This is a genomic window from Microcoleus sp. A6-C6 (genome assembly GCF_036705955.1).
In the GTDB taxonomy this organism is placed as follows: Bacteria; Cyanobacteriota; Cyanobacteriia; order Cyanobacteriales; family Microcoleaceae; genus Microcoleus.
The window spans coordinates 56,599-79,632 of sequence record NZ_JAUBVR010000011.1 but is presented as its reverse complement, the minus strand read 5'-3'; the positions used below and the strand labels follow the sequence as shown (position 1 = coordinate 79,632).

The 23,034-nt window shown below is 47.0% G+C and carries 13 protein-coding genes and 1 pseudogene; 8 read left to right on the top strand and 6 right to left on the bottom strand.

Annotated elements, in window-relative coordinates; translation table 11 throughout:
• The first annotated feature begins 24 nt into the window (after positions 1–24).
• The 6 genes from QUB52_RS07160 (at position 25) to QUB52_RS07135 (ending at position 12,285) form a co-directional block, all read left to right on the top strand.
• Positions 25–3,048 (top strand): S-layer family protein, encoded by a 3,024-nt coding sequence (locus tag QUB52_RS07160; protein WP_332972647.1) that lies wholly within the window; start codon positions 25–27, stop codon positions 3,046–3,048.
• Positions 3,049–3,084: 36 nt separating this feature from the next.
• Complete coding sequence (locus QUB52_RS07155) at positions 3,085–6,111, top strand: S-layer family protein (RefSeq protein ID WP_332976140.1); 3,027 nt, start codon at positions 3,085–3,087, stop codon at positions 6,109–6,111.
• A gap of 124 nt (positions 6,112–6,235) precedes the next feature.
• Positions 6,236–8,851, top strand: coding sequence for a CHAT domain-containing protein (locus QUB52_RS07150; RefSeq protein ID WP_332972645.1), 2,616 nt, complete (start codon positions 6,236–6,238; stop codon positions 8,849–8,851).
• A gap of 349 nt (positions 8,852–9,200) precedes the next feature.
• Positions 9,201–10,139: a gamma-carotene 1'-hydroxylase CruF gene (gene cruF / locus QUB52_RS07145; RefSeq protein WP_265234311.1), complete on the top strand. Its 939-nt coding sequence runs from the start codon at positions 9,201–9,203 to the stop codon at positions 10,137–10,139.
• Between the two features lie 423 nt (positions 10,140–10,562).
• Entirely contained in the window at positions 10,563–11,771 is a 1,209-nt protein-coding gene (gene cruG, locus QUB52_RS07140; RefSeq protein WP_442923170.1) for a 2'-O-glycosyltransferase CruG, read from the top strand.
• A 265-nt stretch (positions 11,772–12,036) separates the two neighbouring features.
• Positions 12,037–12,285, top strand: coding sequence for a hypothetical protein (locus tag QUB52_RS07135; RefSeq protein WP_265234313.1), 249 nt, complete (start codon positions 12,037–12,039; stop codon positions 12,283–12,285).
• Positions 12,286–12,339: 54 nt separating this feature from the next.
• On the opposite strand, the gene QUB52_RS07130 is transcribed toward QUB52_RS07135, so the two are convergent.
• From QUB52_RS07130 to QUB52_RS07115, 4 genes are all read right to left on the bottom strand, one after another.
• Positions 12,340–14,004 (bottom strand): hypothetical protein, encoded by a 1,665-nt coding sequence (locus QUB52_RS07130; RefSeq protein ID WP_265234314.1) that lies wholly within the window; start codon positions 14,002–14,004, stop codon positions 12,340–12,342.
• A 131-nt stretch (positions 14,005–14,135) separates the two neighbouring features.
• Positions 14,136–15,086 (bottom strand): ABC transporter ATP-binding protein, encoded by a 951-nt coding sequence (locus tag QUB52_RS07125; RefSeq protein ID WP_332969262.1) that lies wholly within the window; start codon positions 15,084–15,086, stop codon positions 14,136–14,138.
• Positions 15,087–15,394: 308 nt separating this feature from the next.
• Entirely contained in the window at positions 15,395–16,267 is an 873-nt protein-coding gene (gene blaOXA, locus QUB52_RS07120) for a class D beta-lactamase (protein WP_332972641.1), read from the bottom strand.
• Between the two features lie 220 nt (positions 16,268–16,487).
• Entirely contained in the window at positions 16,488–17,492 is a 1,005-nt protein-coding gene (locus tag QUB52_RS07115; RefSeq protein ID WP_265234317.1) for a protochlorophyllide reductase, read from the bottom strand.
• Between the two features lie 272 nt (positions 17,493–17,764).
• On the opposite strand from QUB52_RS07115, the pseudogene QUB52_RS07110 reads away from it, so the two are divergent.
• Positions 17,765–17,914, top strand: a pseudogene (locus QUB52_RS07110) (hypothetical protein); the annotation flags it as partial.
• 55 nt (positions 17,915–17,969) lie between these two features.
• Here QUB52_RS07110 and QUB52_RS07105 read toward each other — a convergent pair.
• Together QUB52_RS07105 and QUB52_RS07100 are read right to left on the bottom strand one after the other, a co-directional pair.
• A complete protein-coding gene (locus tag QUB52_RS07105) occupies positions 17,970–19,088 on the bottom strand; it encodes an alkene reductase (protein ID WP_332972640.1) in 1,119 nt (372 codons plus the stop codon).
• 151 nt (positions 19,089–19,239) lie between these two features.
• Positions 19,240–21,078, bottom strand: coding sequence for an RluA family pseudouridine synthase (locus tag QUB52_RS07100; protein ID WP_265234319.1), 1,839 nt, complete (start codon positions 21,076–21,078; stop codon positions 19,240–19,242).
• A gap of 252 nt (positions 21,079–21,330) precedes the next feature.
• Between QUB52_RS07100 and QUB52_RS07095 the strand changes: the two genes are divergently transcribed.
• Entirely contained in the window at positions 21,331–23,013 is a 1,683-nt protein-coding gene (locus tag QUB52_RS07095; protein ID WP_265234320.1) for a tetratricopeptide repeat protein, read from the top strand.
• Positions 23,014–23,034: the final 21 nt, after the last annotated feature.

The following is a 23,034-nucleotide window of genomic DNA, read 5'->3' as shown; positions in this document are numbered from 1 at the left end:
TTATGCTTGAAAATTTTTCGCAGAATGTCAGCTAACAATAGGTTAATTATGGTTTCCCAACATCTCTTTTTCTGGCAACTATCCAAAATCAACGAATTCAAAAACCGAGATAAATACTATATCTCAGCAGCGATTCAGCTTTTATTTGTGAGTTGTTACTTGTGCTTTTTTCCCACTTCGGGCCTCGCCCAAATCGTCCCCGACAGCAGCTTGGGCGCGGAAAGTTCGCGCACTGTTCCCGATACTATCAACAATTTACCCTCAGATAAAATCACTGGTGGCGCAACTCGCGGCTCTAATCTCTTTCACAGTTTCCGAGAATTTAACGTCGGTGAAGGCAGAGGAGCATATTTTGCCAATCCTAACGGCATTGCTAATATTTTTACCCGTGTTACTGGGGGTAATCTTTCCAATATTTTAGGCGTGTTGGGAGTGCAAGGAAATGCTAACTTATTTTTACTTAATCCCAAAGGAATTCTCTTCGGCCCTAATGCGAGGTTAGATTTACGCGGTTCATTTATCGGTTCAACTGGTAGCGGTATTCTCTTTGATAATGGCTTTGAATTTAGTGCAGCTAATTCTAATGCAGTGCCATTGTTAGCAATTAATATTCCTGTGGGTTTGAGATTTCGAGATAATCCCGGCACAATTGTCAATCAGTCAATTGCTCCTAACCCATCACCGCCTGACATTCCCTTACCAGTACCAATTTTCAAGAATATTGGTTTAGCAGTAGACCCCGGTCAAACCTTAGCGCTAGTAGGGGGAAATATCCAATTCAACGGGGGAATCGCTACCGCCAGTAGCGGACAAATTCTTCTGGGAAGCGTCAAAAGTCCAGGTTTAGTGCAATTTGAACCAACAGCTTTAGGTCTGAATTTCAACTATAGCAATATTCAGAACTTCGGCAATATTGAAATGAATGGTGCATTGATAAATACCAGCGGATTAGGAGGTGGAAAAATTGACATCAGGGGTGGAAATGTAACTCTCAGTAATTCAGGAATTTATGGACTGACCCTGGCAAATATTGATGGTAGAGGTATTGACATCAATGCCCAAAACTTACGAATAGATCAAGGATCGCAAATTTTCACCACGACACTGGGAGAGGGGAAAGGGAGCAATATTAATATTCGCGCTACTGACTTGGTAGAAATGATCGGCCTAGGAATTGAGGGCTATCAGCAGCTTACAGAAAATTTTCAGACATCTGGAACAGGGAACCCTTTTATTTCGCAAATTGTTTTGTTTACTAGCACTATTGGTAGTGGAAGAGCTGGGGACATTAACATTGAAGCCGGACGGCTGTTAATGAGCAATGGCGTAGTGGCCGGTGCTCCCACCTTTGGTGCTGGGAATGGCGGAAATCTGACTATCCGCGCCAACACCGTCGAACTCGTCAGTTCAACGCTCTATAACGGAACAACGAACGAAAGCACTGGTCAAGGCGGAAACATCACTGTTGAAGCCCAATGGTTAATGCTGCGCGATGGCGGTGCTTTTGCCAGCTTCAGCCTTAGTGATGGAGCATCGGGGAATATTGCGATTAAAGCCAGTGAATCTGTGGAATTGTCGGGTAGTCTCCCTGTAGGTTTAGGGCAAACTCGGCTCGGCACGAATACTTTTGATGGTAATGGAAAAGGTGGGGATATTACGATCGACACTAAGCGGTTGAGTGTTTCTAATGGAGCCACCATTAGTTTAACGACTGGTGCGATTTTTGGCGAAGTCCTGTTTTCTACAAGTGGGGGGACTGGAGGAAATTTAACAGTGAGAGCCTCCGAGTCTATAGAAGTGAGCGGCGAGTCAAGATTTTTGGGGAATGCGGGCTATGTAGCAAGTTCTTTTGTTACTCAAACTGCAAGTTCTGGTAGGGGTGGAGATATCCGCCTCTCAACACCTAAACTAACTGTGCAGAATGGCGGCGTTATTTCTGCGGCTTCTTTGGGTATAGCAAATGCAGGAGATATTACAATTAATGCCGATCGCTTAAAAGTGCAAGGTATTGGGAGTAACAGTCGGTTGAGGAGTGGGATTGAAGCCTCGGCTGGTAGGGCGTTTAATGCTATTAATTCCAATGCTACCGGAAATGCAGGGTCGCTGAATTTGAATGCTAATCAATTGATTATTCGGGATAATGCAGTGGTTAATGTTCAATCTTCAGGAACAGGTAGGGCTGGCAATATTAACGTTGTCGCCGACTCAATTGCTCTGGATAATAAAAGCATAATTGATGGCACGACTGTATCAGGTACTGGAGCAAATATTAACCTGCAAGCGCGAAACATTCAGTTGCGACGTGGTAGCCTAATTACTACCGATGCTGGTATTTCTGATGGTGGAAATATCAATATTAACAGCAGTCTTCTGGCTGCTTTACCCAAGGAAAATAGCGATATTACTGCGAATGCGCGATCGGCCCAAGGTGGCCGCGTGAATGTCAATGTCCCCAATGTCTTGGGCTTTGCAGCAGTGGGGCGCGAACAAGTCAGAAGCAGGTTGAATCTCAGTGACGCGCAATTTGCAGATTTGCAAGTAAGTCCTACTTCTCTGCTTCCCACCAGCGACATCGCCGCGATTTCCCAAAGTGCCGGCCCGGCTTTGCAAGGAACAGTAACATTCGGCGCGTCTGGGGTGAATCCGGCTCAAGGTTTAGTAGAGTTGCCGCAAAATGTGGTCGATCCTACTGCGTTAATTGCTGCTAATCCCTGCATTGAAGGGGACGAGAACGAGTTTACAGTTACTGGCAAAGGGGGAGTGGCACCAAGTCCTAACGATGCCCTCAGCGGCGCAGAAACGCCGTTTCCGTGGGTGGAAGAAGAAGGAAGAAGCAAGAAGGAAGAAGGAAGAAAGGAGGAAGAAGAAGGAAGAGGGAAGAGGGAAGAAGGAATGCGGGAAGAAATGGAGAAAAAAGCTCAGGAAGTTGTTCCGGCGCGGGGTTGGGTGGTGAATGCTCAAGGAGAAGTTACGCTGGTGGCTGCTGACGATGCGGGTCAATTTCCAGGGCGCACGAAGCAGCAAGTGTCGGGTTGTCCGCCCCGATGATCTCAAAATAGTTTATGCTTGAAAATTTCTCGCCGAATGTTAGCTAACAATAGGTTGATTATGGTTTTCCAATATCTCTTTTTCTGGCAACTATCCAAAATTAATGAACTAAAAAACCGGGACAAATACTATATTTCAGCAACGATTCAGCTTTTATTTGTGAGTTGTTACTTGTGCTTTTTTCCCAGTTTCAGCCTCGCCCAAATCGTCCCCGATGGCAGCTTGGGCGCGGAAAGTTCGCGCACTGTTCCCGACACTATCAACAATTTACCCTCAGATAGAATCACTGGCGGCGCAACTCGCGGCGTAAATTTATTTCACAGTTTCCGGGAATTTAACGTCGGTGCAGGCAGAGGAGCATATTTTGTCAATCCTAACGGCATTTCTAATATTTTCACCCGTGTTACTGGGGGTAATCCTTCCAATATTTTAGGTGTATTGGGAGTGCAAGGCAATGCTAATTTATTTTTAATCAATCCCAGAGGACTTATTTTTGGCTCCAATGCTCGGTTAGATTTGCGCGGTTCATTTATTGGTTCCTCTGCTGCGGGTGTTGTGTTTAATAATGGTTTTGAATTCAACGCTGCGAATCCCAACGCAGTACCATTATTAGCAATTAATATTCCTGTGGGTTTAAGGTTTAGAGACAATCCCGGTACAATTGTCAATCAGTCAAGGGCTGTGGTTGAGGGAGAACGGCTCTTTCCCCCGGAACTTCCCATTGACAACGCTGTTGGTTTAGCAGTAGCTCCCGGTCAAACTTTAGCCTTAGTTGGCGGTGATATCCAACTCACAGGCGGTAATTTAACTGCTAGTACCGGACAAATTAACTTGGGTAGTGTGGCGAGTCCGGGTTTAGTTAGTTTCGAGCCAACTGCGCTAGGTTTGAATTTAAATTATGACAATATTTCCAACTTTGGTAACATTGAAATAACCAACGGATCGCTGATTAACACCAGCGGACTGGGTGGTGGCAAAGTGGATATTAGAGGTGGAAATGTCAGCCTGAGTGGTTCGCGAATTTATGCACTGACACTGGGAAATATCGACGGCAGGGCGATCGATATTAACGCTCAACAGTTTCGGGCCCAAGGTGGGGCGCAAATCTCCACAATGACACTAGGAAGTGGTGCGGGAGGCGCTATCAACATCCGCGCTACCGACTCATTAGAAACGATCGGCCTTGGATTAGATAGCTATAGAGTGTTTGGTGCTAGGTATTTGGTATCTGGCTCGTTCAAGCCTTTTGACCCACAAATTCTTCTGATCTCTGGCACTACTGGTATAGGAAATGCCGGAAACATCTTGATCGAGACGGGACGATTGCTAATGGACAATGGAACTGTATTGGGTAGCCCCACATTCGCTACTGGCAACGCTGGAAGTATCACCATCCGTGCGGAGGTTTTCGATCTAGTCGGTTCTGGAATCAACAGCGGTACACTTTTGGGGAGTACGGGTAGCGGAGGAAATATCAGCTTTGAGGGAGAACGTTTAAGAGTGCGCGATAATGCTGTTTTTATTAGCTTTACACGCGATAGAGGAGCATCGGGAAATATCAACATTAAAGCTTCTGAATCAGTAGAAGTGCTGCGGACTCCCGCTGGAAGTCCCGTAGCAACATTAATCGCCTCAAGTGCGGTTGGTGTGAATGGGCAAGCCGGGGACATTAATATCGACACAAAGCGGTTGATTATCTCTGAAGGAGGCGGAATTGGTTTATCTAGCGGATCGATTGTGGGCAACCAACCGTTGAATACAACGGGCGGGCGCGGAGGTAATTTGACAGTTAGGGCCAGTGAGTCAGTAACAATAGAGGGTATTTCTGGAGTTTTGGCGAACGGGAGTCGAAATCCCAGTTTCATTTCCGCTGATGCCAACGCTGCTAATCGGGGAGGAAGTATGAACATTTCTACACCTGTACTGACTCTCCGGGGTGGGGGAGTTATTTCTACTTCATCTTTAGGCAAAGGAGAAGCGGGAAGCATCACAATCAATGCGGGGCGTGTAGAGCTAATTGGGAATGGGGGTCAAGGTCAATTTAACAGTCAAATTCAAACTTCCGTTGGGATTGCCTCTGGCGTTAGAAATCCCAATGCTACGGCTAACGGAGGTTCGTTGAATTTGAATGTCGGGCAATTGATTCTGCGGAATGGGGGAACACTCAATCTGCAAGCCTTGGGCTCGGCTCGGGCTGGTAACATTAACGTGAAAGCAGATTCAATTTCCCTTGACAACCAAAGCAGCATTGACGGTAGAACTGAATCCGGTGCAGGAGCAAATATTAACCTCGAAGCACGGGATATCCAGTTGCGCCGAGGGAGCAGAATTACAACGGATGCGAGTATTTCTGATGGTGGCAGTATCAATATTAAAAGCGATATTCTGGCTACTCTCCCCAAGGAAAATAGCGATATTACTGCTAATGCGCGATCGGCCGGGGGTGGTCGGGTTAATATCAATGTCCCCAATGTTTTCGGGTTTACAGCAGCCACTCGTGAACAGGTTCGAGGCAATTTGGGATTAACAGATGCTCAATTTACAAATTTGCAAGTAAGTCCTACTTCTCTAGTTCCTACCAGCGATATTGCGGCTATTTCCCAAAGTAGCGGCCCGGCTTTGCAAGGGACTGTTACATTCAGCGCCTCTGGGGTGAATCCCGCTCAAGGTTTAGTAGAGTTGCCGCAAAATGTTGTCGATCCGGCTGCATTAATTGCGGCAAATCCCTGCATTGAAGGGGGCGAGAACGAGTTTACAGTTACTGGGAAAGGGGGAGTGGCACCGAGTCCTAACGATGCCCTCAGCAGCGCAGAAACAGCGTTTCCGTGGGTGGAAGAAGAAGGAAGAAGGAAGAAGGAAGAAGGAAGAAGGGAGGAAGAAGAAGGAAGAGGGAAGAGGGAAGAAGGAATGCGGGAAGAATCGGGAAAAAAAGCTTGGGAAGTTGTTCCGGCGCGGGGTTGGGTGGTGAATGCTCAAGGAGAAGTTACACTGGTTGGATACAATCCGGGTAATGCTACTGACGATCGCCATCCTCGATCGCATTCTGTTTGTCCGCCGCGCTGACAAGATGTTTTTTACTGCGGATCAAGGCGGATCAACAGGGATAAATATTGGTGCTCATCTACGCTCCCAAAGGTTTTGGCCTGGGGTTTTCAATCGATTTAAAATACAAGTGCTCTAAGCTTATATGAAGTTTACCCGATCGCTCCGACAAGCAATTATCTTATTTCTGATATCCTGTCTGCTAGCCGTGGCGATTCCTCCCGCAGTTGCTCAGATTCAGTCACCACAAGGAGTGCAGATTCTGAGACAAGCTCGAACTCTGTACGCTGCGGAACGTTTTTCCGAAGCTGTACCGCTGTTACAGGAAGCGGCGGCGCAGTTTGAGGCAAAAGGTCAAAATCTCGATCGCGCCACGGCATTGAGCAATTTAGCTGCAACCTACGGGCAGTTAACACTTTGGGAACCAGCAGAAAAAGCTGTGAATTCGAGTTTGTCGGTGGTGCGGGCGCAACCGAAAACTCCCGAACAACAGCGGATTTTGGCGGAAACTCTCAACATTCAAGGACAGTTGCAACTTGAACGAGGGCAGACTCAAGATGCGATCGACATTTGGACGCAAGCTGCTAAAATATTCGAGCAAATCGATCGCAAAAACCAACTTTTTCAAGTTCAAATCAATCAAAGTCGCGCTTGGGAAACTCTCGGACTTTACCCCAGAGCTTGCAAAATTTTGTTAGGTTCTTTGAACCTGGAAAACAAAACTTGCGAAGTGTTGCCCGCAGGTTTGACAAGTTTAAAAAATCAATCGTTTTCCCTGGAAAAAACTCGAGCAATTAATGCTTTAGGAAGGGTGATGCGGGTTTTGGGACAACTCGAACGTTCCAATGAATTGTTATTAACAGGACTGGAAGCGGCTCGCAATTTGAGTCTGAAAGAAGAGGAAGCGGCAATTTATCTAAATCTGGGCAATACTCAACGGGCGAAAAGCAATCAACCGAGTTTGAAAGCGCCACAACGGGCTGATTTGGAACGCTCTGCCTTAGAATATTATACTCGATCGGCAGAGGCTATGCCGGGGAAATCAACTATCGGGATGCAGGCGAGATTGAATCAGTTGAGTCTGTTGGCCGACAACCAAAATGCTTCGGAAGCACAAGTTTTGTGGCGTTCCATCGAACCTCAAGTCGCTCAATTTCCGTCGAATCGCGCGGGACTTTATGCTAAAATTAATCTAGCTCAAAGCTTGATGAAATTAGCTCAGTCGCCTGGGAAAACTTTGAGTTTTATCGATATTGACAAAATGCTCGATCGCTCTCTGGAACCAGCAAACAGTTTGGGCGACAAACGAATACAAGCTTACATTCTGGCAGCTAAAGGCAAACTATCGGAAACCCAAAAGCAGTATGAGAAAGCCGAAAATTTGACAATTCAGGCTTTGAGTTTAGCACCGGCGTTTCAATCTCCCGATATTGCTTACCAATTATTGTGGCAACTTGGACGGATTCGGAAAGCTAAGGGAGATGCAGAAGGGGCGATCGTTCAATATACTCAAGCTGTGAATGTACTGTCTTCTCTGCGCGGTGATTTGGTGACAGTCAATCCCGAAGTGCAATTTTCGTTTCGGGAAAGTGCCGAACCGGTTTATCGGGAATTAGTCGGGCTGCTTTTGCAAGATGAATCCCCCAGTCAAGATAAGTTGAAACAGGCGCGCCAAACGGTGGAATCTTTGCAGTTGGCGGAATTGGATAACTTTTTTCGGGATGCTTGTGCTGATGCTAAACCAAAGTCGATCGAGGCAATCGATCCGACGGCGGCGGTGATTTATCCAATTATTTTAAGCGATCGTTTGGAGGTAATTTTATCAATTCCGGGCAAACCCCTGCGCCGCTACACGACTAAAAAGTCTCAAGCCGAGTTAGAAACTGCCTTCAGACTAGCTAAAAATACCATTAGGCCTTCTGCTTTTGTCCGCGACAGGTTGCCACCTATTCAACAGGTTTACGACTGGTTAATCCGCCCCGCAGAGGCGGATTTGACTGCCAGCGGGATTAAAACGCTGGTATTTGTGCTCGATGGTTATTTGCGAAATCTGCCAATGGCGGTGCTGCACGATGGCGAACAGTTTTTGATAGAAAAGTACAGTATTGCTTTGGCGCCGGGACTGCAATTGCTGGCACCGAAACCGCTGAGTCAAGTCAAGTTAAAAGTGCTGACTGGTGGCCTGTCGGAAGCGCGTCAAGGCTTCTCGGCTTTGCCGGGGGTGAAACAGGAAATTGAACAAATTTCAGCCCAGATGCCGGCGAGTGCGCTGCTAAATCAAGATTTTGTCAGCGGGCGGTTGCGCGATCGCATGAAAGCTTTGTCTTACCCGATCGTCCATTTGGCAACTCACGGTCAGTTTAGCTCGAATGCGGCGGATACTTTTATTGTGACTTGGGACGAGCGGGTGAATGTTAAGGAGTTCGATCGACTGCTGCGATCGCGCACTGGGGAGAAACAACAGCCGATCGAGCTTTTGGTATTGAGTGCTTGCGAAACTGCTTCCGGCGATAACCGGGCGGCTTTGGGTTTAGCTGGCGCCGCAATTCGATCGGGTGCCCGCAGCACAGTCGCGACCCTTTGGCAAGTCAACGACGAATCTACAGCTATTTTTATGACTGAGTTTTACCGACAGCTTGCTGCTGCTAAAACCAGCAAAGCTGAAGCCCTCCGCAACGCTCAATTAACCCTGCTGCAAAACCCAGATTATCAAAATCCCTATTTCTGGGCGCCTTTCGTACTGGTGGGGAATTGGCAGTAAACTGGTCAGTGGTCATTGGTCATTGGTCATTGGTTCTTCTCCTGGGTATCGATATCTAGAGGCTCTGCCTCGCCTGGGAAAAAATTTTTGGGACGGGCTCTCCGGCCAGTCCCAGCCACCAGAAAAAACCATCTTTGTGGGACGGGCATCTTGCCTGTCCCAGCTATTTTTGCAATCTTGTCTAGGCTTGTTGCAGCCAATCCGTTAATAAACTGGGTTTCTCGGCCCTGGGCGTAAATCTTGGAAAAATGCCTGTGCCCAGTTTGTGTTGGTTTTTTGTTAAAGATTGTTAAAGATTGTAAACTGTTAACGAGTGCTTTCTGCATCTGATATTTTTTCGAGGAGTCTTATGAAGCAACTTTTGATTGCTGAGCGCTTTTGCCTGATAGCCCACGTCTTATCAATGGCTTTTGGATTGGCAGGGTTGCTGCTGATTTTACCCCGCCCCGAATTGGTGATGAATTTACCGCCCGCTGGACAAACTTTGTTCCAATGGGGGATGGCTGGAGGTGGAGTAGTTTATATCATTTTTGGTGCAGCAGCGGTTGCTCTCTATGCCTTTCGGACGTTGGGTTTGGGCGCAACTCTGGCATTTTTGGTGCCTTCGGTGTTTTTATCTTTGAGTAGCGAGTTGTTGGGAACCAGTACCGGTTTTCCCTTCGGCCATTACCACTATTTGAGCGGTTTGGGCTACAAAATTGCAGGGCTGGTGCCGTTTACAATTCCCCTGTCGTGGTTTTATCTAGGACTGGTTTCATATATAATTGCTCGCGCTGGAGTCGCTGGTGGTAAAGGCGAACTGAACTGGGTGCGCCAAATAGGGGCGATCGCCCTTGGCGCTCTATTATTGACAGCTTGGGATTTTGTACTCGATCCGGCGATGAGTCAAACTTCTGTACCTTTTTGGGAGTTTGAGGAACTTGGGGCTTTCTTTGGGATGCCTTACCGCAATTTGGCGGGATGGATGGGCACGGGGGCTCTATTTATGTCTGTAGCAGCTTTCTTCTGGAGAAAAACGTCGATTAAATTAGAGCGATCGGAATTGAGTTTGCCCTTAATTGTTTATTTGGTAAACTTTGCTTTCGGAGCAATTATCACTGTCACTTCCTTGGATTCTCGGTTCTGGTTCCCGACATCGCTAGCTGTGCTTCTGGGTGTAGTTCCGGCGATCGTGTTAAGCAGGATTGCAAAACCCGCAGTAGATGACGTAACTGAAGCAATTCCATCTTTGGAATCTGCTCTCAAAGCTGAAATTCCATCTCAGCGCGTGGGCGCTTTGCGTAAGTAAGCGGCTAATGAGCAATCGCGGCTGATTTGGCAAAAATTTACACGAATTTTTCAGCTAGTTTAAAAACTCGGTTTTGACAAGAAACCGGGTTTTTTCAGCTAGAGATTAGCGGTAGGGTGCGTCAGGAAAAGTAATTCTCAATCATCACCGAAAATCTAATTCTGATGCACCATTTATTGCGGGCCTGCGTCAGTTGTGAGATTGTGAGTTTTTTCCGACAATATCAAGCTTCCGAGGCTCCCTACTTCACTCTTTTAAAAGTCAGATTGTGCTTAAAGGAACCCTATTGCGATCTAAGCAGGAATGTTTAAGCTACTTTAAAAACCCGGTTTCTTGCCGAAACCGGGTTTTTCAGCGATATTTTCAAGCCCAATTGCTGTAATATGTTTTAAGTCAAAATTTGATCAACTTCCTTATTTTAAATTGATTTCCCCCATCGCCCCCAACCTCCCAAATCTCTTGACAAGCATCATCCCTATCGCACTCCTGCTGCTGCAATTACCCGCCGCCGCCCTTTTAATGTCGCGCTTAATTAAAGGCCCATCGCGCATCCCGCCCCTAGAACCGGATTCGCCGACACTGGATATGCTTGGTGCTTGTACGGCGGTGGTGCCGACTTTGAACGAAGCAGAGAGAATTGCGCCTTGTTTGGAAGGATTGAGCCGCCAAAGTTACGAGCTCCGAGAGGCGATCGTAGTTGACAGCTATTCGGTAGATGGAACAGGGGATTTAGTCAAAGCTGCCGCCGAAAAAGACCCCCGGTTTCGGTTGATTAACGACGATCCGCTACCGACGGGTTGGGTTGGTCGTCCGTGGGCGCTGAATTGGGGTTTTTTGGCAAGTTCCGAGAAGTGCGAGTGGATTTTGGGGATAGATGCGGATACTCAGCCGCATCCGGGTTTGATTGCGAGTTTGCTCAAAACGGCTGCTGCTGGAAATTATGATTTGATTTCGCTGTCGCCGCAGTTTATCCTCAAATATCCGGTCGAGTTGTGGCTGCAACCTGCGCTGTTAATGACTTTGGTTTATCGGTTCGGGCCGACGGGAACTGGGGGAGATGTGCCGGAACGGGTGATGGCAAACGGTCAGTGTTTCCTCTGTAAGCGCGAGGTTTTGGTGGCTTTAGGGGGCTATGAAGTCGCAAAAGGTTCTTTTTGCGATGATGTGACTTTGGCTCGCTATGCTGCTGCTAAGGGCTTTAAGGTGGGTTTTTTGGATGGGGCGAAGGTGTTGAAGGTGCGGATGTATGAGGGGGCGATCGAGACTTGGAATGAGTGGGGGCGATCGCTCGATTTGAAAGATGCTGCTTCTAGCGGTCAAATTTGGGGCGATTTGTGGCTGTTGTTGGCGGTTCAAGGTTTGCCGGTGCCGATCGTGCTGTGGTATTTGTTGTCTGGTTCTGTGCCTGCTGTGGGCGCGTTTCCGCTGTTTTGGCTGTGGGGATTGAATGTATTTTTGGTGGCGGTGCGATCGGCTTTGTGTTTTGCGATCGCTCCGAGTTACGATACAACTCAAGCATCGGGTAAATGGCTGTTTTGGCTGTCACCTTTGGCCGATCCGCTGGCGTTTGTGCGAATTCTGATTTCTGCTTTAAATCAGCCTACTCAGTGGCGCGGCCGCAAGTATAGTTAGTGACAAACCGAAAAAAATCGGCGGTTTCAACCGCGTCTACACAAACGATGTCAGCCGGACGCCGACTAAAGAGTAAAGATTCGTAGTGTCGCCATCGATTTTACTCAAAAAAAGACGAAAAATCTAGCGAGCGACGCACCAGCACGCGCGATAATATTTGAGGAAACAAACTCAACGAAGAGTATTGTAGCAAGGATTTTTTAAATTGGTATTACTTGCACTACGATCCAGATCCACCTACCTCACTTAATTGAAAAAAGCTAGTATGAATCACGGTGAATTTTCTGGGACAAAAGCTCATAAATGTATACTGCCTAAAGCAATTTCAACGCAACCAATTATTCTCGAAGACATCACAGAATTGAGTTATGAAAAACTCTACTTAATAGAACGCAATCACCCCGCATATGAAATAGTCATGTCTGAAGTTTTGAAAGATGCCTTTGATTCGGAATCATCAAATCGCATTAAAAAAGGAGAAGTCCATGACTGGCTTAACTCCCTTCTCAATTGAAACATCCGACTGTTTCCAAAATAGCAGGCGGTTTGAAACCGCCGTTTTATTTTTTCAAGCCTTCAGCAAAGCTTTAGATGCCGATTCCCCAGCGATTCGGAGTTGCCGCCTCAATTGCAAATTCAGCAGCACCAACACAGTCCACTGGCCGAGGATTGAGAGCAAAATAGTATGTCCTGACGCGCTCTCCAGGGCCGACGATCCAAAGACGGGAAATACTAAAGACAGCCAAATGAAAGGAGCTTTTTCTGGGGTGAGGGAAAGCATATACAAAATAATTGGTGGTAAAGAGATAGCGCCTCCGACTGTACAAGCCGCCAAAACTGCCTGGTTTCGGATTTTTGCGAACATGAATAGTTGGGTAACAGCCGCGTAAATCAGGATGAGATTGATGAAGGTAATCATGCTCGGAAAAGCGTTGGGATTCACCAGCAGCCAAGGTATTAAAATCACTGTCGAACTGAGGAGATTGATTGCTATTGCAACTGATGCCGGACTTTTTTCACTCCAAATTAAATCTAGTATCGGGTATCTGCGCCACGATTTATGACTGCTGGGAACGATTTGTTTCCGATATCTCGCCCAATCGTACAAAGCTTGTCTTTCCGAGGTTAAAGCCGCAATTAAAGCTAAAAATACCATCAAATTTGGAATCAATAAAAAGGCGATACCGTCAATCGAGTACCTATTTGATTGGAGTGCAAACCCTAAAATTATTGACTGATAGCAAATCACCAGCAAATAACTTTGTCGCTTGCTCAAAACAGTGGCGCTGGGGTTGGGGAAACGGCGCTGCCATCCCTGCCACATCCAGTAGGTTGCCACCCCACAAATCAATAAAGATAAGGCGGTAAAAGATACAAAATTTTCGCCAATATGCAAATGAAACCATTTCAGGCGATCGAACTCTCCGATGAACCAATTAAGGTTATAATCAGATGACAGACTAACTTGATAAACTACCTGTTTCAGGACAGCAGCCGGAGACAAAAATGTCAGCAAATCAGCAGCATTGCCGACTGACGGTGCACAAAAAGCTGTGGTAATAAAAGTCAAAACCGCAGCGCTAGCCAACCAAGGTTGAAACCCTCCCAACCAACTGGTTGTTAAGCCAAATAGCATCGCGCCGCTGTAGAATAAAGCACAGCTAGCTACCATTGCTATGTCGAAACATAAAATATGATACAGAGGTATTTGAGCTGCTAATCCGCTGTAGACGTGGAGCGGTACAGCCAGAATTGCTGCGAGATACAGTAAAATTGGGACACCGAGAATTTTGCCGAGAAAAATTGTGGTGGCAGATTGGGGACTGAGGCGAATAAAGTTGAGTGTGCCTCGACGTTCCTCTTTGTCTAAGTCGCTGACGAGTAGATAAGTGCCGGCTACTAAAAGTGCGATCGCACTAAATATGCTCAGCACAACAAATATTTGTAGCCACCAAGACGGCCAGTTAATGATAAAATTTCCTGCCGCATCTTTGATGCATATTATCCGCTTACCATTGTCATTTGATTCGGTGCAAAATCTGCTGGAATCAATGTAATTACCGACAGGAGTGGCAACGGGTAGCTGGGCGCGCCAATACAAGATTAGCAGCAGTTGAGCGCTGAGGGAAAAGGCGCTGACGATCGCAATTTTGCCCATTTTCAGCCGACCTTTGAGTTCTCGGAATAACTGGGAATTCCAGTTACCAATTGTATCTAGTATGTTTGTGTTCATAGGTAATTGTTTTGAGTTATGAGTGAAAAAGTCGCCCTCAACTGTCAACTGACAACTGTCAACTGTCAACTGTCAACTGACAACTGTCAACTGACAACTGTCAACTGTCAACTGATTAACGCTGTCAACTGTCAAGATGCTTGTTTGTGTCCCATCTTGAGGAAGATAGTTTCTAGGTTTTCTTGAGTGCAGTGAAATTCCGTGAGGGGAATGTTAGCATTGACGAGCGATCGCAATAAATGTGCAGCATCTTCCCGGCTTCCCGAAAAATGAGCGCACACCTGCTGAGTTTCCGGCAAGATTTCCCAACTTTCTACCCAAGGAAAGTTTTTGAGTTCCGATGTCAGCGCTGCTAAATCGCCCAAAGTTGCCATGAAAATTTGCTGTTTTCCCAGGCGTTTATAAAGTTCTTGCAAAGGGGCGCTTTCGACAAGATAACCGAGTTCCATAATCCCTACCCAGGTGCAAAGTTCGGCTAAATCGCTGAGAACGTGGGATGATATGACTACGGTCATGCCGGCTTGTTGCACAGCTTTGATAATTTCGCGAAATTGCGATCGCGCGATCGGATCTAAACCCGAAACTGGTTCGTCTAACAGCAGCAACAGCGGTTCGTGAATAATAGTTCGTCCCAAACTCAGGCGCTGTTTCATCCCCCGCGACAGAGTGGAAATTAAGCTGTTGCGTTTGTTGGTTAATTGCACGAGTTCTAAAACTGCATAGATGCGTTCTCGGCGGCGGGGCTGTCGCAAGTTGTAGAGTCGAGCAAAGTAATCTAAATAATCCCACACAGTCAAATCGTCGTACAGGGGAAAGTCGTCGGGAAGAAAGCCGATGTGCTGTTTGAGAGTGGGGTTAGATCGATCGCGCAACAAGGGACAGCCGTTGATGTAAATTTCCCCTGTAGTCGGTTCCTCAGCGGCGGCCAACATTCGCAGCAAAGTAGTTTTGCCGGCACCGTTGGGGCCGATCAGCCCGCAAATTTCTCCGGCGGCGACTTGCAAATCGATGTCATTGACGGCAATATGGCGATCGAATTGTTTGGTGAGTCCGCGAGTGTCTATTGCTAATTCTTTTGCCATATTTTAAAGGCGAGTGAAATTGGCTGCGGTTCGTGCTTAGTTCCAAAGCTTGCAACTAGCTTAGCCTTTTGATACAGCAGTTGTCACCTGCATTTCGCAAAATAAATTGTTAAGTATTAAAAAGATTTTGAATTTTGGTAAGATTGGGAAAAAGGTAATTGCTAATTGGTAAACTTATTGCGTGATTTTTTGAGCGATCGGGAAACCGCAGATTAACACAGATACACGCAAATGTTTTTCAAGATATGAAATGGTAAGATTTTAGAAAAATTATTGACACGCTTTTTATTAGAGAACAGATAAAGCATTTAAAGCAGTGCCAGATCCTTCAAGCAACGGCGCGTTAACTCGATTCTAGCTGCTCCATCCTTTGTACTGCGAATGTCAATGTTTGTGGCAAAAAAGTAAGCATTTTTATTCTGCTCTAAATAACCGACATACCAGCCAATTTGAGCCTTTGTTTGTTCTCCAAAACCTGCCCAGCCTGTTTTTGCCCTGATTGTGTAATCGGGAGTTTGTTCGACAATCATGATATCTTTAACTAGAGAGAGCGATCGCTCGGAAAATGGTAAATCGTTTTTGTGGAGACGGCGCAAGAATTGAATTTGCTGGTTGGGTGTGATTCGCAGTTCTCCTTCTAACCAAAATTTATCAATATCATCTTTTTTCCCAATGTTTTGGTTGCCATAATCGGCTTTGGCTACCCATTTTTGCATTTGTTCGTGTCCGACTCGGCGCGCGAGAACTTGGTAAAACCAGACGGCGGAAAGTTTGATGGCTTCTCTCATATTCAAGTCTCGATTCCAGGCGGGAATTTGCCTTTGAATTCCATCCCAAGTTAGAATTGCAAGTTCATTGGAAATTACGCCGGTTTCTAAGGAAATCAGGGAGTTGAGAATTTTAAATGTAGATGCGGGTAAAAAAGCTGTGCTGTTGCGTTGCGGGTTGTGTTGGTAAAGCCGATCGCTATTGAAGTCATAAATGGCGATCGCCCCTTCAACCCCTAAATCTTGAAAGTGCCGTTCAAAATTAGTTGTTTGAGCGACATTTCCTCCTCGATTCCCGAATTGCTGCGCTGGAGTTGGTGCGGTTAAGGCCGATCGCGATGGCTGAATTAAAACAGCAGCAATGCAGCTTAATACGATTAAAATCAGAGCGATCGCGCGAAATATTCTGTTCATAAATTTTGATGTATAAGGTGCGTCAGACTTAGGTTGTGTAAGAAATAATTAGATTTTTGGCTTGACGCACCCTACAATATATGCTCATTTTTGCATTTGTAGTGCGATCGTCCCCACTCGCGTGATTGACACTCGCGATCGGGGACGATCGCACTCTTGAAATCGCACTCTTGACGACGATTCAAATATATAATTCCGATGCAACCGGAAACGAGATGAATTATGCAGAACGACCCGCACTAGCAGCACCCATTTGGGCCCCGTCAGCCAATCCCACCAACTTAGCGCTCAACTCCCACATCCGCTCAGCTTTTTCATCATCGCGGGCTTGCGGAGAAACCTTCTGCACAAAAGATTTGCCATCTTTTTTCTGCCGATTTCCCCAACTCCAATAAGCGCCAGATTGCTTGTATTCTGGATCTGCAACCACCATCGCTAACCTTTCGCCCGCCAACTCCTGCGACACATAACCGCCGGTGATATTCTTCTGAAACAGCGGGAAAAGCTTCTGAAATAAAGGGTAGTGATTGCGGAAAAGTGGCGTATCCGCGACGCATCCCGGATACAGCGAAGTGAAATTAATCCCCGTGGATTCGTGAAAGCGGCGGTGCAGTTCCCGCATCGTCAGCACGTTACAAACTTTGCTATCTTTGTAAGCCTTGACTGGTTCAAACTTCTTGCCATCAACCATCGAAATCGAGTCTTTGAAACCCGCTTCAAAACCCTCAAACTTGCCCAAATCCGGGCGTGGCGGAATCTTGCCGCCCAACTCGTCTGGATTGTGAGTTACAGTTCCCAAAATCACGATTCTGGCATCTTGATAATACGAAGGCTTCATACTATCCATCATCAGGTTGCATAGTAGGAAATGACCAAGGTGATTGGTAGTCATCGTCAACTCGTAACCTTCAGGGCTTCGCAGCGGTTCCTTAATCAAAGGCATATAGATAGCCGCGTTGCACACCAAAGCGTCTAGAGGCTTGTTGCTTGACTTGAATTCCCTAGCAAATCGGCGCACGCTTTCCAAATCGCCCAAGTCAATCTGCATAATCGTGAAACTGCCTTGAGGTATGCCCAACTCTTGGGCGGCATCTCCGGCTTTGCGCACGTCGCGACAGGCCATGACTACGTGCCATCCTTTGTCTGCAAGGGCTTTAGCGCCGTATAATCCGACGCCGGAGGATGCGCCGGTAATGATAACCGTTGACTTGTGATTTTGTGCCATTTTCTTAAAAATGCTTCGATCGCTACTGATTATTTTGGGGTATCTCAAAAGCTGAGCTAGCAGCTCGGATCTTTTGAGATACCCTCAGGTTAATAGGATAGGCCCAAACGTTCTAGATCTCAACTGTTACAATAAGTTTAGACTTTAGTATTCTGCGAGGAGCTATGCAGTCGATCGAGCAACTGACAGAATAAATATTATCTTTACTTAATGAATCAAGGGCACTCCTTGCAGACAAATTGGTAGAAAGCTGAGAATTCGACACCGACTCAGCAATTCAGGCAGTTTGGATTACTGAAGCAAAAAGACGCAGAGACGAGGTTCGGGATGCTTCAGTGCAACCGATTGCAGGCGAAGAAGCTTTGGCTCAAGTTAGGCGACTGATTGGGAGTTTTGCATATCTTACTGGCATGGCTTCCTAACCCACGAAAGCGGTTGCGATACTTGATATCGCTCCGCCCCGTGCGATCGACTAAACTAAGAAATAGCTGCCGGTTCCTGATAAGTAGGAAAGTCAATATAACCTTCCGGGCCAAAAGAATACCAGACGCCAACTTCCGCAGGCGGATTGAGCGGCCAACCATTAGCAAAACGCTCTACCAAATCTGGATTGCTGATAAAATCCCGACCAAAAGCAATTAAATCCGCAACTTCGCTGCTCAAGGCCGTTTCAGCCTGTTCTTGAGTATATCCGCAGTTGCCAATCAGCGGCTTGGAAAACACATCGCGAAACTCTCCTATCACCATCGGCGTGCCCAATTCATGAAAGCCAAAAGCTAAACCATCCATCAGGTGAAGATAAGCTAAATCATAGGCATTTAACTGACCCGCGAAATACAGAAAATCTTCCCGATATTCGGGAGAACCCATATCATTGTAAACACCGTTGGGAGAAAGTCTAACTCCAACTCGGTTGGCAGGCAATACTGTCAGAATCGCCTCCACAATTTCTTTAAGAAAACGGTAGCGATTTTCGACTTTGCCGCCATAGGAATCAGTGCGGTGATTGGTTTTAGTTTGCAGGAACGTGTCAATTAAATAGCCGTTAGCCGCGTGAATTTCTACACCGTCAAAACCTGCCATTTTTGCCCGTTCTGTGGCCTTGCGATAATCTTCCACAACCAGCGAAATTTCATCTGTTAAGAGAGCGCGGGGAGTTTCGTAGGGTTGTTTGCCCGCAGGGGTATGAATGCCTTCTCCGTTGATTTTGATGGCAGACGCTGCAACTGGTAATTGATTGTTTTCATGAAAATTACTGTGGGAAGCCCGCCCGCAGTGCCAAAGCTGCATGAAAATTGGTGTTTCGCGGGCATGAACCGCAGTCACAACTTGTTTCCAAGCTTCGCCTTGCTCGTCTGAATAAATACCGGGCGTATTCAGCCAACCATTAGCTTGAGTAGAAATCACCGTAGCTTCTGTAATGATTAAACCAGCGGAGGCCCGCTGAGCGTAATACTCTGCCATCAAAGCATTGGGCATCCGCGTTTCACCAGCTCTGCTCCGTGTCAGGGGTGCCATGACTACCCGGTTTTTTAAGGATAAATCTCCCAATTTGAAGGGACTGAGTAGGAGTGGAGAAGTTGTTGGGGTATTCATGGTTTTGGTATTTTTTCAACTGAAGAATCAGGGAAATTCAGAGTTCGATCGCTTATGAGCATAACTTGAATCGATCATCGATCGCCCGCAATACTAACGGCATCACACATTTGCGATCAATTATCGCTCGTTGTGCGCGATCGCCCTTTTCTCAAAATGGCGTCGCCGCCCGTAAGTGCAGCCTCGATCCCAACTGCGGATGCTCAAAGGAAAGCTCCCGCGCGTGCAAGTGTAGCCGACTTGCAGCAGCGCGACATCCGTACAGTCGATCGCCCAAAATCGGTATTCCCAACCCTCGAACATCCGCTGCATGAACCCTCAATTGATGCGTGCGCCCCGTCAGTGGCAAAAACTCCACGCGATCGTAATTTCCCTGTTGCGCCATTACCCGAAAGCGAGTAACGCTGGGTTTTCCGAACTCCCAATCAACTTGCTGAAGCAGGGAATTTTCCGCGTCTTCGGCGATCGGCAGTTCGATCGTCCCCGCCTCTATGTTGACAGTCCCCGAAAGCACTGCTTCATAAACTTTGTGAACCTGGCGTTTCTCAAATTGCTGCCTGATTTGACTGGCGGTTTCTTTGTCCCGTGTTAGCAGCAAAATCCCAGATGTTCCTAAATCTAAGCGATGCACCGCAGTCAGTTCTAACCCATCCGGTAACAAGTTCCGCAAGCGACTTAGCACGCTATCTTGATTTGCCAAATAACGGCCGGGAACTGACAGCAAAGCTGAGGGTTTGTTGATCGCAATCAACCATTTATCTTCATAAACAATCGGCAGCATTTGCTGGTAATCAGTGATTGTACTGCGATCGGTAACAGGCAAGATGCCCGTTCCACCAGAATTTTTCTCACTTGTGGGGCGGGCTTCTAACCCGCCACTAAAATGCTGATGTGAAAATGTTTGCGATCGGACTTGTGACCGAGTTTTGTGATTAGCCGACGATTGAAAATCCGGGTAAGCTTTCGGTTGCGAAATACTTGGATTTGGCGACAATCCTGACAGCAAAAAACCCATGAGTGGCTGACATCGATCGCCACAAGCACCGTAAAATTCTCCCTGAACCTTATCCCCCGATGGCGGCCCCCACCAAAACTCAGCCATTGCTAGCGGTTTCAAATTGTGTACTGCCGCGCAGTGCAGCAATTTTGGCGCGCAGCAGTCACCGGTGCCAGTGGGAATAGAATTAGCTGGCATCAATTCCTGGATCGATCGCGATTTTCCCAAAAAATTCACCAGAGTGTAAGCCGCGTGCATCTGCGTCTGAAGTTCGCGGGAAAGTTCTTTTCGCTGCTGTTTCAGCGTCCGCATCCGCCCGTCAGCAGCTTCAATTAATTGTTTTAGTGGCTGCAATATTTGATCCCGCTGCCGTTTCAATTGCCTCCGTTCAATTCCCTCCAAACGGCTGGCTTGATTCAGTTCTTCCAATGCAATTAAGAGTGTTTCTCCTGCGATAGTTTGACATAGCAACTGGCGTTTTTCGTCTCGCTGCTGCTTGCAATTGCGGTGGCGCTCATTCAAAACTTGCAATTGCAATTCAAACTCGCCCAATAAAGCCGTATAATCCTGTCGCTGCGGGAGTTGATTCAGTGCAATCAGTTCCTGTTTCATCGCCTCCAATTGGGCCAACGTGCGGGCTTCCTCGAATGCAACTCGCGATCGTCCTGGAATCGGCGGCACCCAGCCGTCAACAACGCTGCAACCGTTCAGCATCCCGGAAAATGCTTTCAGAATCCGCTGTTCCCCCCAAGGCATCTCCACCAGCAATATGCCGTACATCTTGCCCTCGGTAGTGCAGGAATTGTCAGCAGCCAGGTATTGCATCAAGCCCCTGGCGATCTCCTCAGACATTCGATTGCGGGGCAGTCTCAGCAGCTCGCCGCTTTGAGGACAACGGCCTTCGTACCAATAATTGCAGGAAAGGTCGATCGACCCCGAATTACGATCTGTAAAGCAGTCCGTGAAATCTAAAAGTGCGTGCACAAATAACATATTAAATTTGATTTGAAATCTGAATCAGGACATATTTATTTTGGTCCTGCCTGTATTGTACAGTCGTCTACCGAAAGTGGGGGGAGTGCATAATTTTATACACATACAGTTAAGTAAACATAATTTGTCACAGCAGACCAGACCTGATATGGTAGATTGGTTTCAAAACAGCAACGAGTTAAAATAAAGCATAAGTTAATATATTAAGACCGCAAGCTTGTTAACCCACTAAATTTTATATATGTAAGGCGTATGCCAGACTTCTCGACGAATGCCACGGAAAACTCCTCAAACCCCCAACCAGCTTTGCTGCCGCCGATTTTAAGAATTTTTGCAGCATTTCCAGATTACGATCGGGGTAATAGACAGTACGCCTCGGGAAGGTACGAAGCGGCAATCATTTGCTACGGAAAAGCGGTGCAAATTAAGCCGGATTGGACTCGGGCGTGGCTGAATCTGGGCAAAGCTTACAAGCAACTGCACTCCTGGGCAGAAACGGTGGCCTGTTGCGATCGAGCGATCGCCATTAACCCCGAAGAATATTGGGCCTGGATGCTCCGCGGGACAGCACTGTTAAGTTTGCAGAATCACCCGGAGGCGATCGCAACTTTCGACAAAGCAATTGAAATCAATCCAGAAAAGCACGAAGCTTGGTATCAGCAGGGCAGAGTTTTAGAGGAATTGCAGGAGTGGGATAAAGCAGCAACCTGTTACAAAAAAGCCACCCAAATTCATCCAAATTTGCCCGCGATGTGGTATAGGCAAGGCAGCGTATTACTGCAAGCCTCGCGCTACCCTGAGGCTGTGGCTGCCTACGATCGCGCTCTCAAACTCGTCCCGAACAATTGGGAAGCTTGGCTAAACCGAGGTTTGGCTCTGATGAAGGCCGAACGCTACGCTGAAGCTGTAACTTCTTACGATCGCGCCATTCAACTGCAACCACAAAACAGTCTGGCTTGGTTCAATCGGGGCATTGCTTCGGCAAAATTGCACAAATATGGAGAAGCAGTCACAGCTTACGATCGCGTGCTGCAACTCCAACCCAACGACTGCGAAGCTTGGTTGTATAAAGGCATGGCCCTCAAACACCAGTGGCGCGATGGGGCAATTGCTTGTTTCGATCGCGCAATTCAAATGAATCCTGCTTATCCTGAAGCATGGATCGGGCGCGGTCAAACACTGTCAGAATCAAGAGATCATGAAGGTGCGATCGCTGCTTTTGACCAAGCGATTCAAATTAATCCGAATTTCCCCGAAGCATGGCTGGGTAGAGGCATCGCCCTAGCAGAAATGGAACGCTACAAAGATGCGATCATCGCTTACAGCAATGCCCTCCAAATTGAAGGTAATTTTCTAGAAGCTTGGAATTTTCGAGGCGAAGCACTCGAAAAATTGCAGCAATACGAAGAAGCGATCACCTGTTATGATAAAGTAATCTCTCTCAGTTCAGAAGCAGAAATTACATCAAAAGTAGGCTTGCAGCAAGGCGCAGCGCTAGAAAAATTGCAGCGTTACGAAGAAGCCGTCGCAGCTTACAACCGCGTCATTAAAAACGTGCCAGACAATTTTGAAGCTTGGTTGAAACGTGGCAACGCCCTGTCAAATTTGCAGCAGTACGAGCAAAGTCTAGCATCATACGATCGAGCAATTACTATCTGGCCAGACAGCTATCAAGGCTGGGTGCAGCGAGGTTTGATGCTAGGGAAAATGCAGCGCTATTCCGAAGCACTCGTCGCTTTTGACCAAGTGATTCAACTCAAGCCCGACAACTGGGAAGCTTGGGCGCAGCGGGGCGACGTTTTGCAAAAATTGCAGCGGACTCAAGATGCAATTAGTTCTTACGGAGTCGCCCTAGAAATCAAACCAGATTACTACGAAGCTCTAGTAAGTCGAGAAGAATTGAGACTCAAAGACGCAATCCCAGGAAAATGGTAAGGGGGAAGAAGGAAGAAGGAA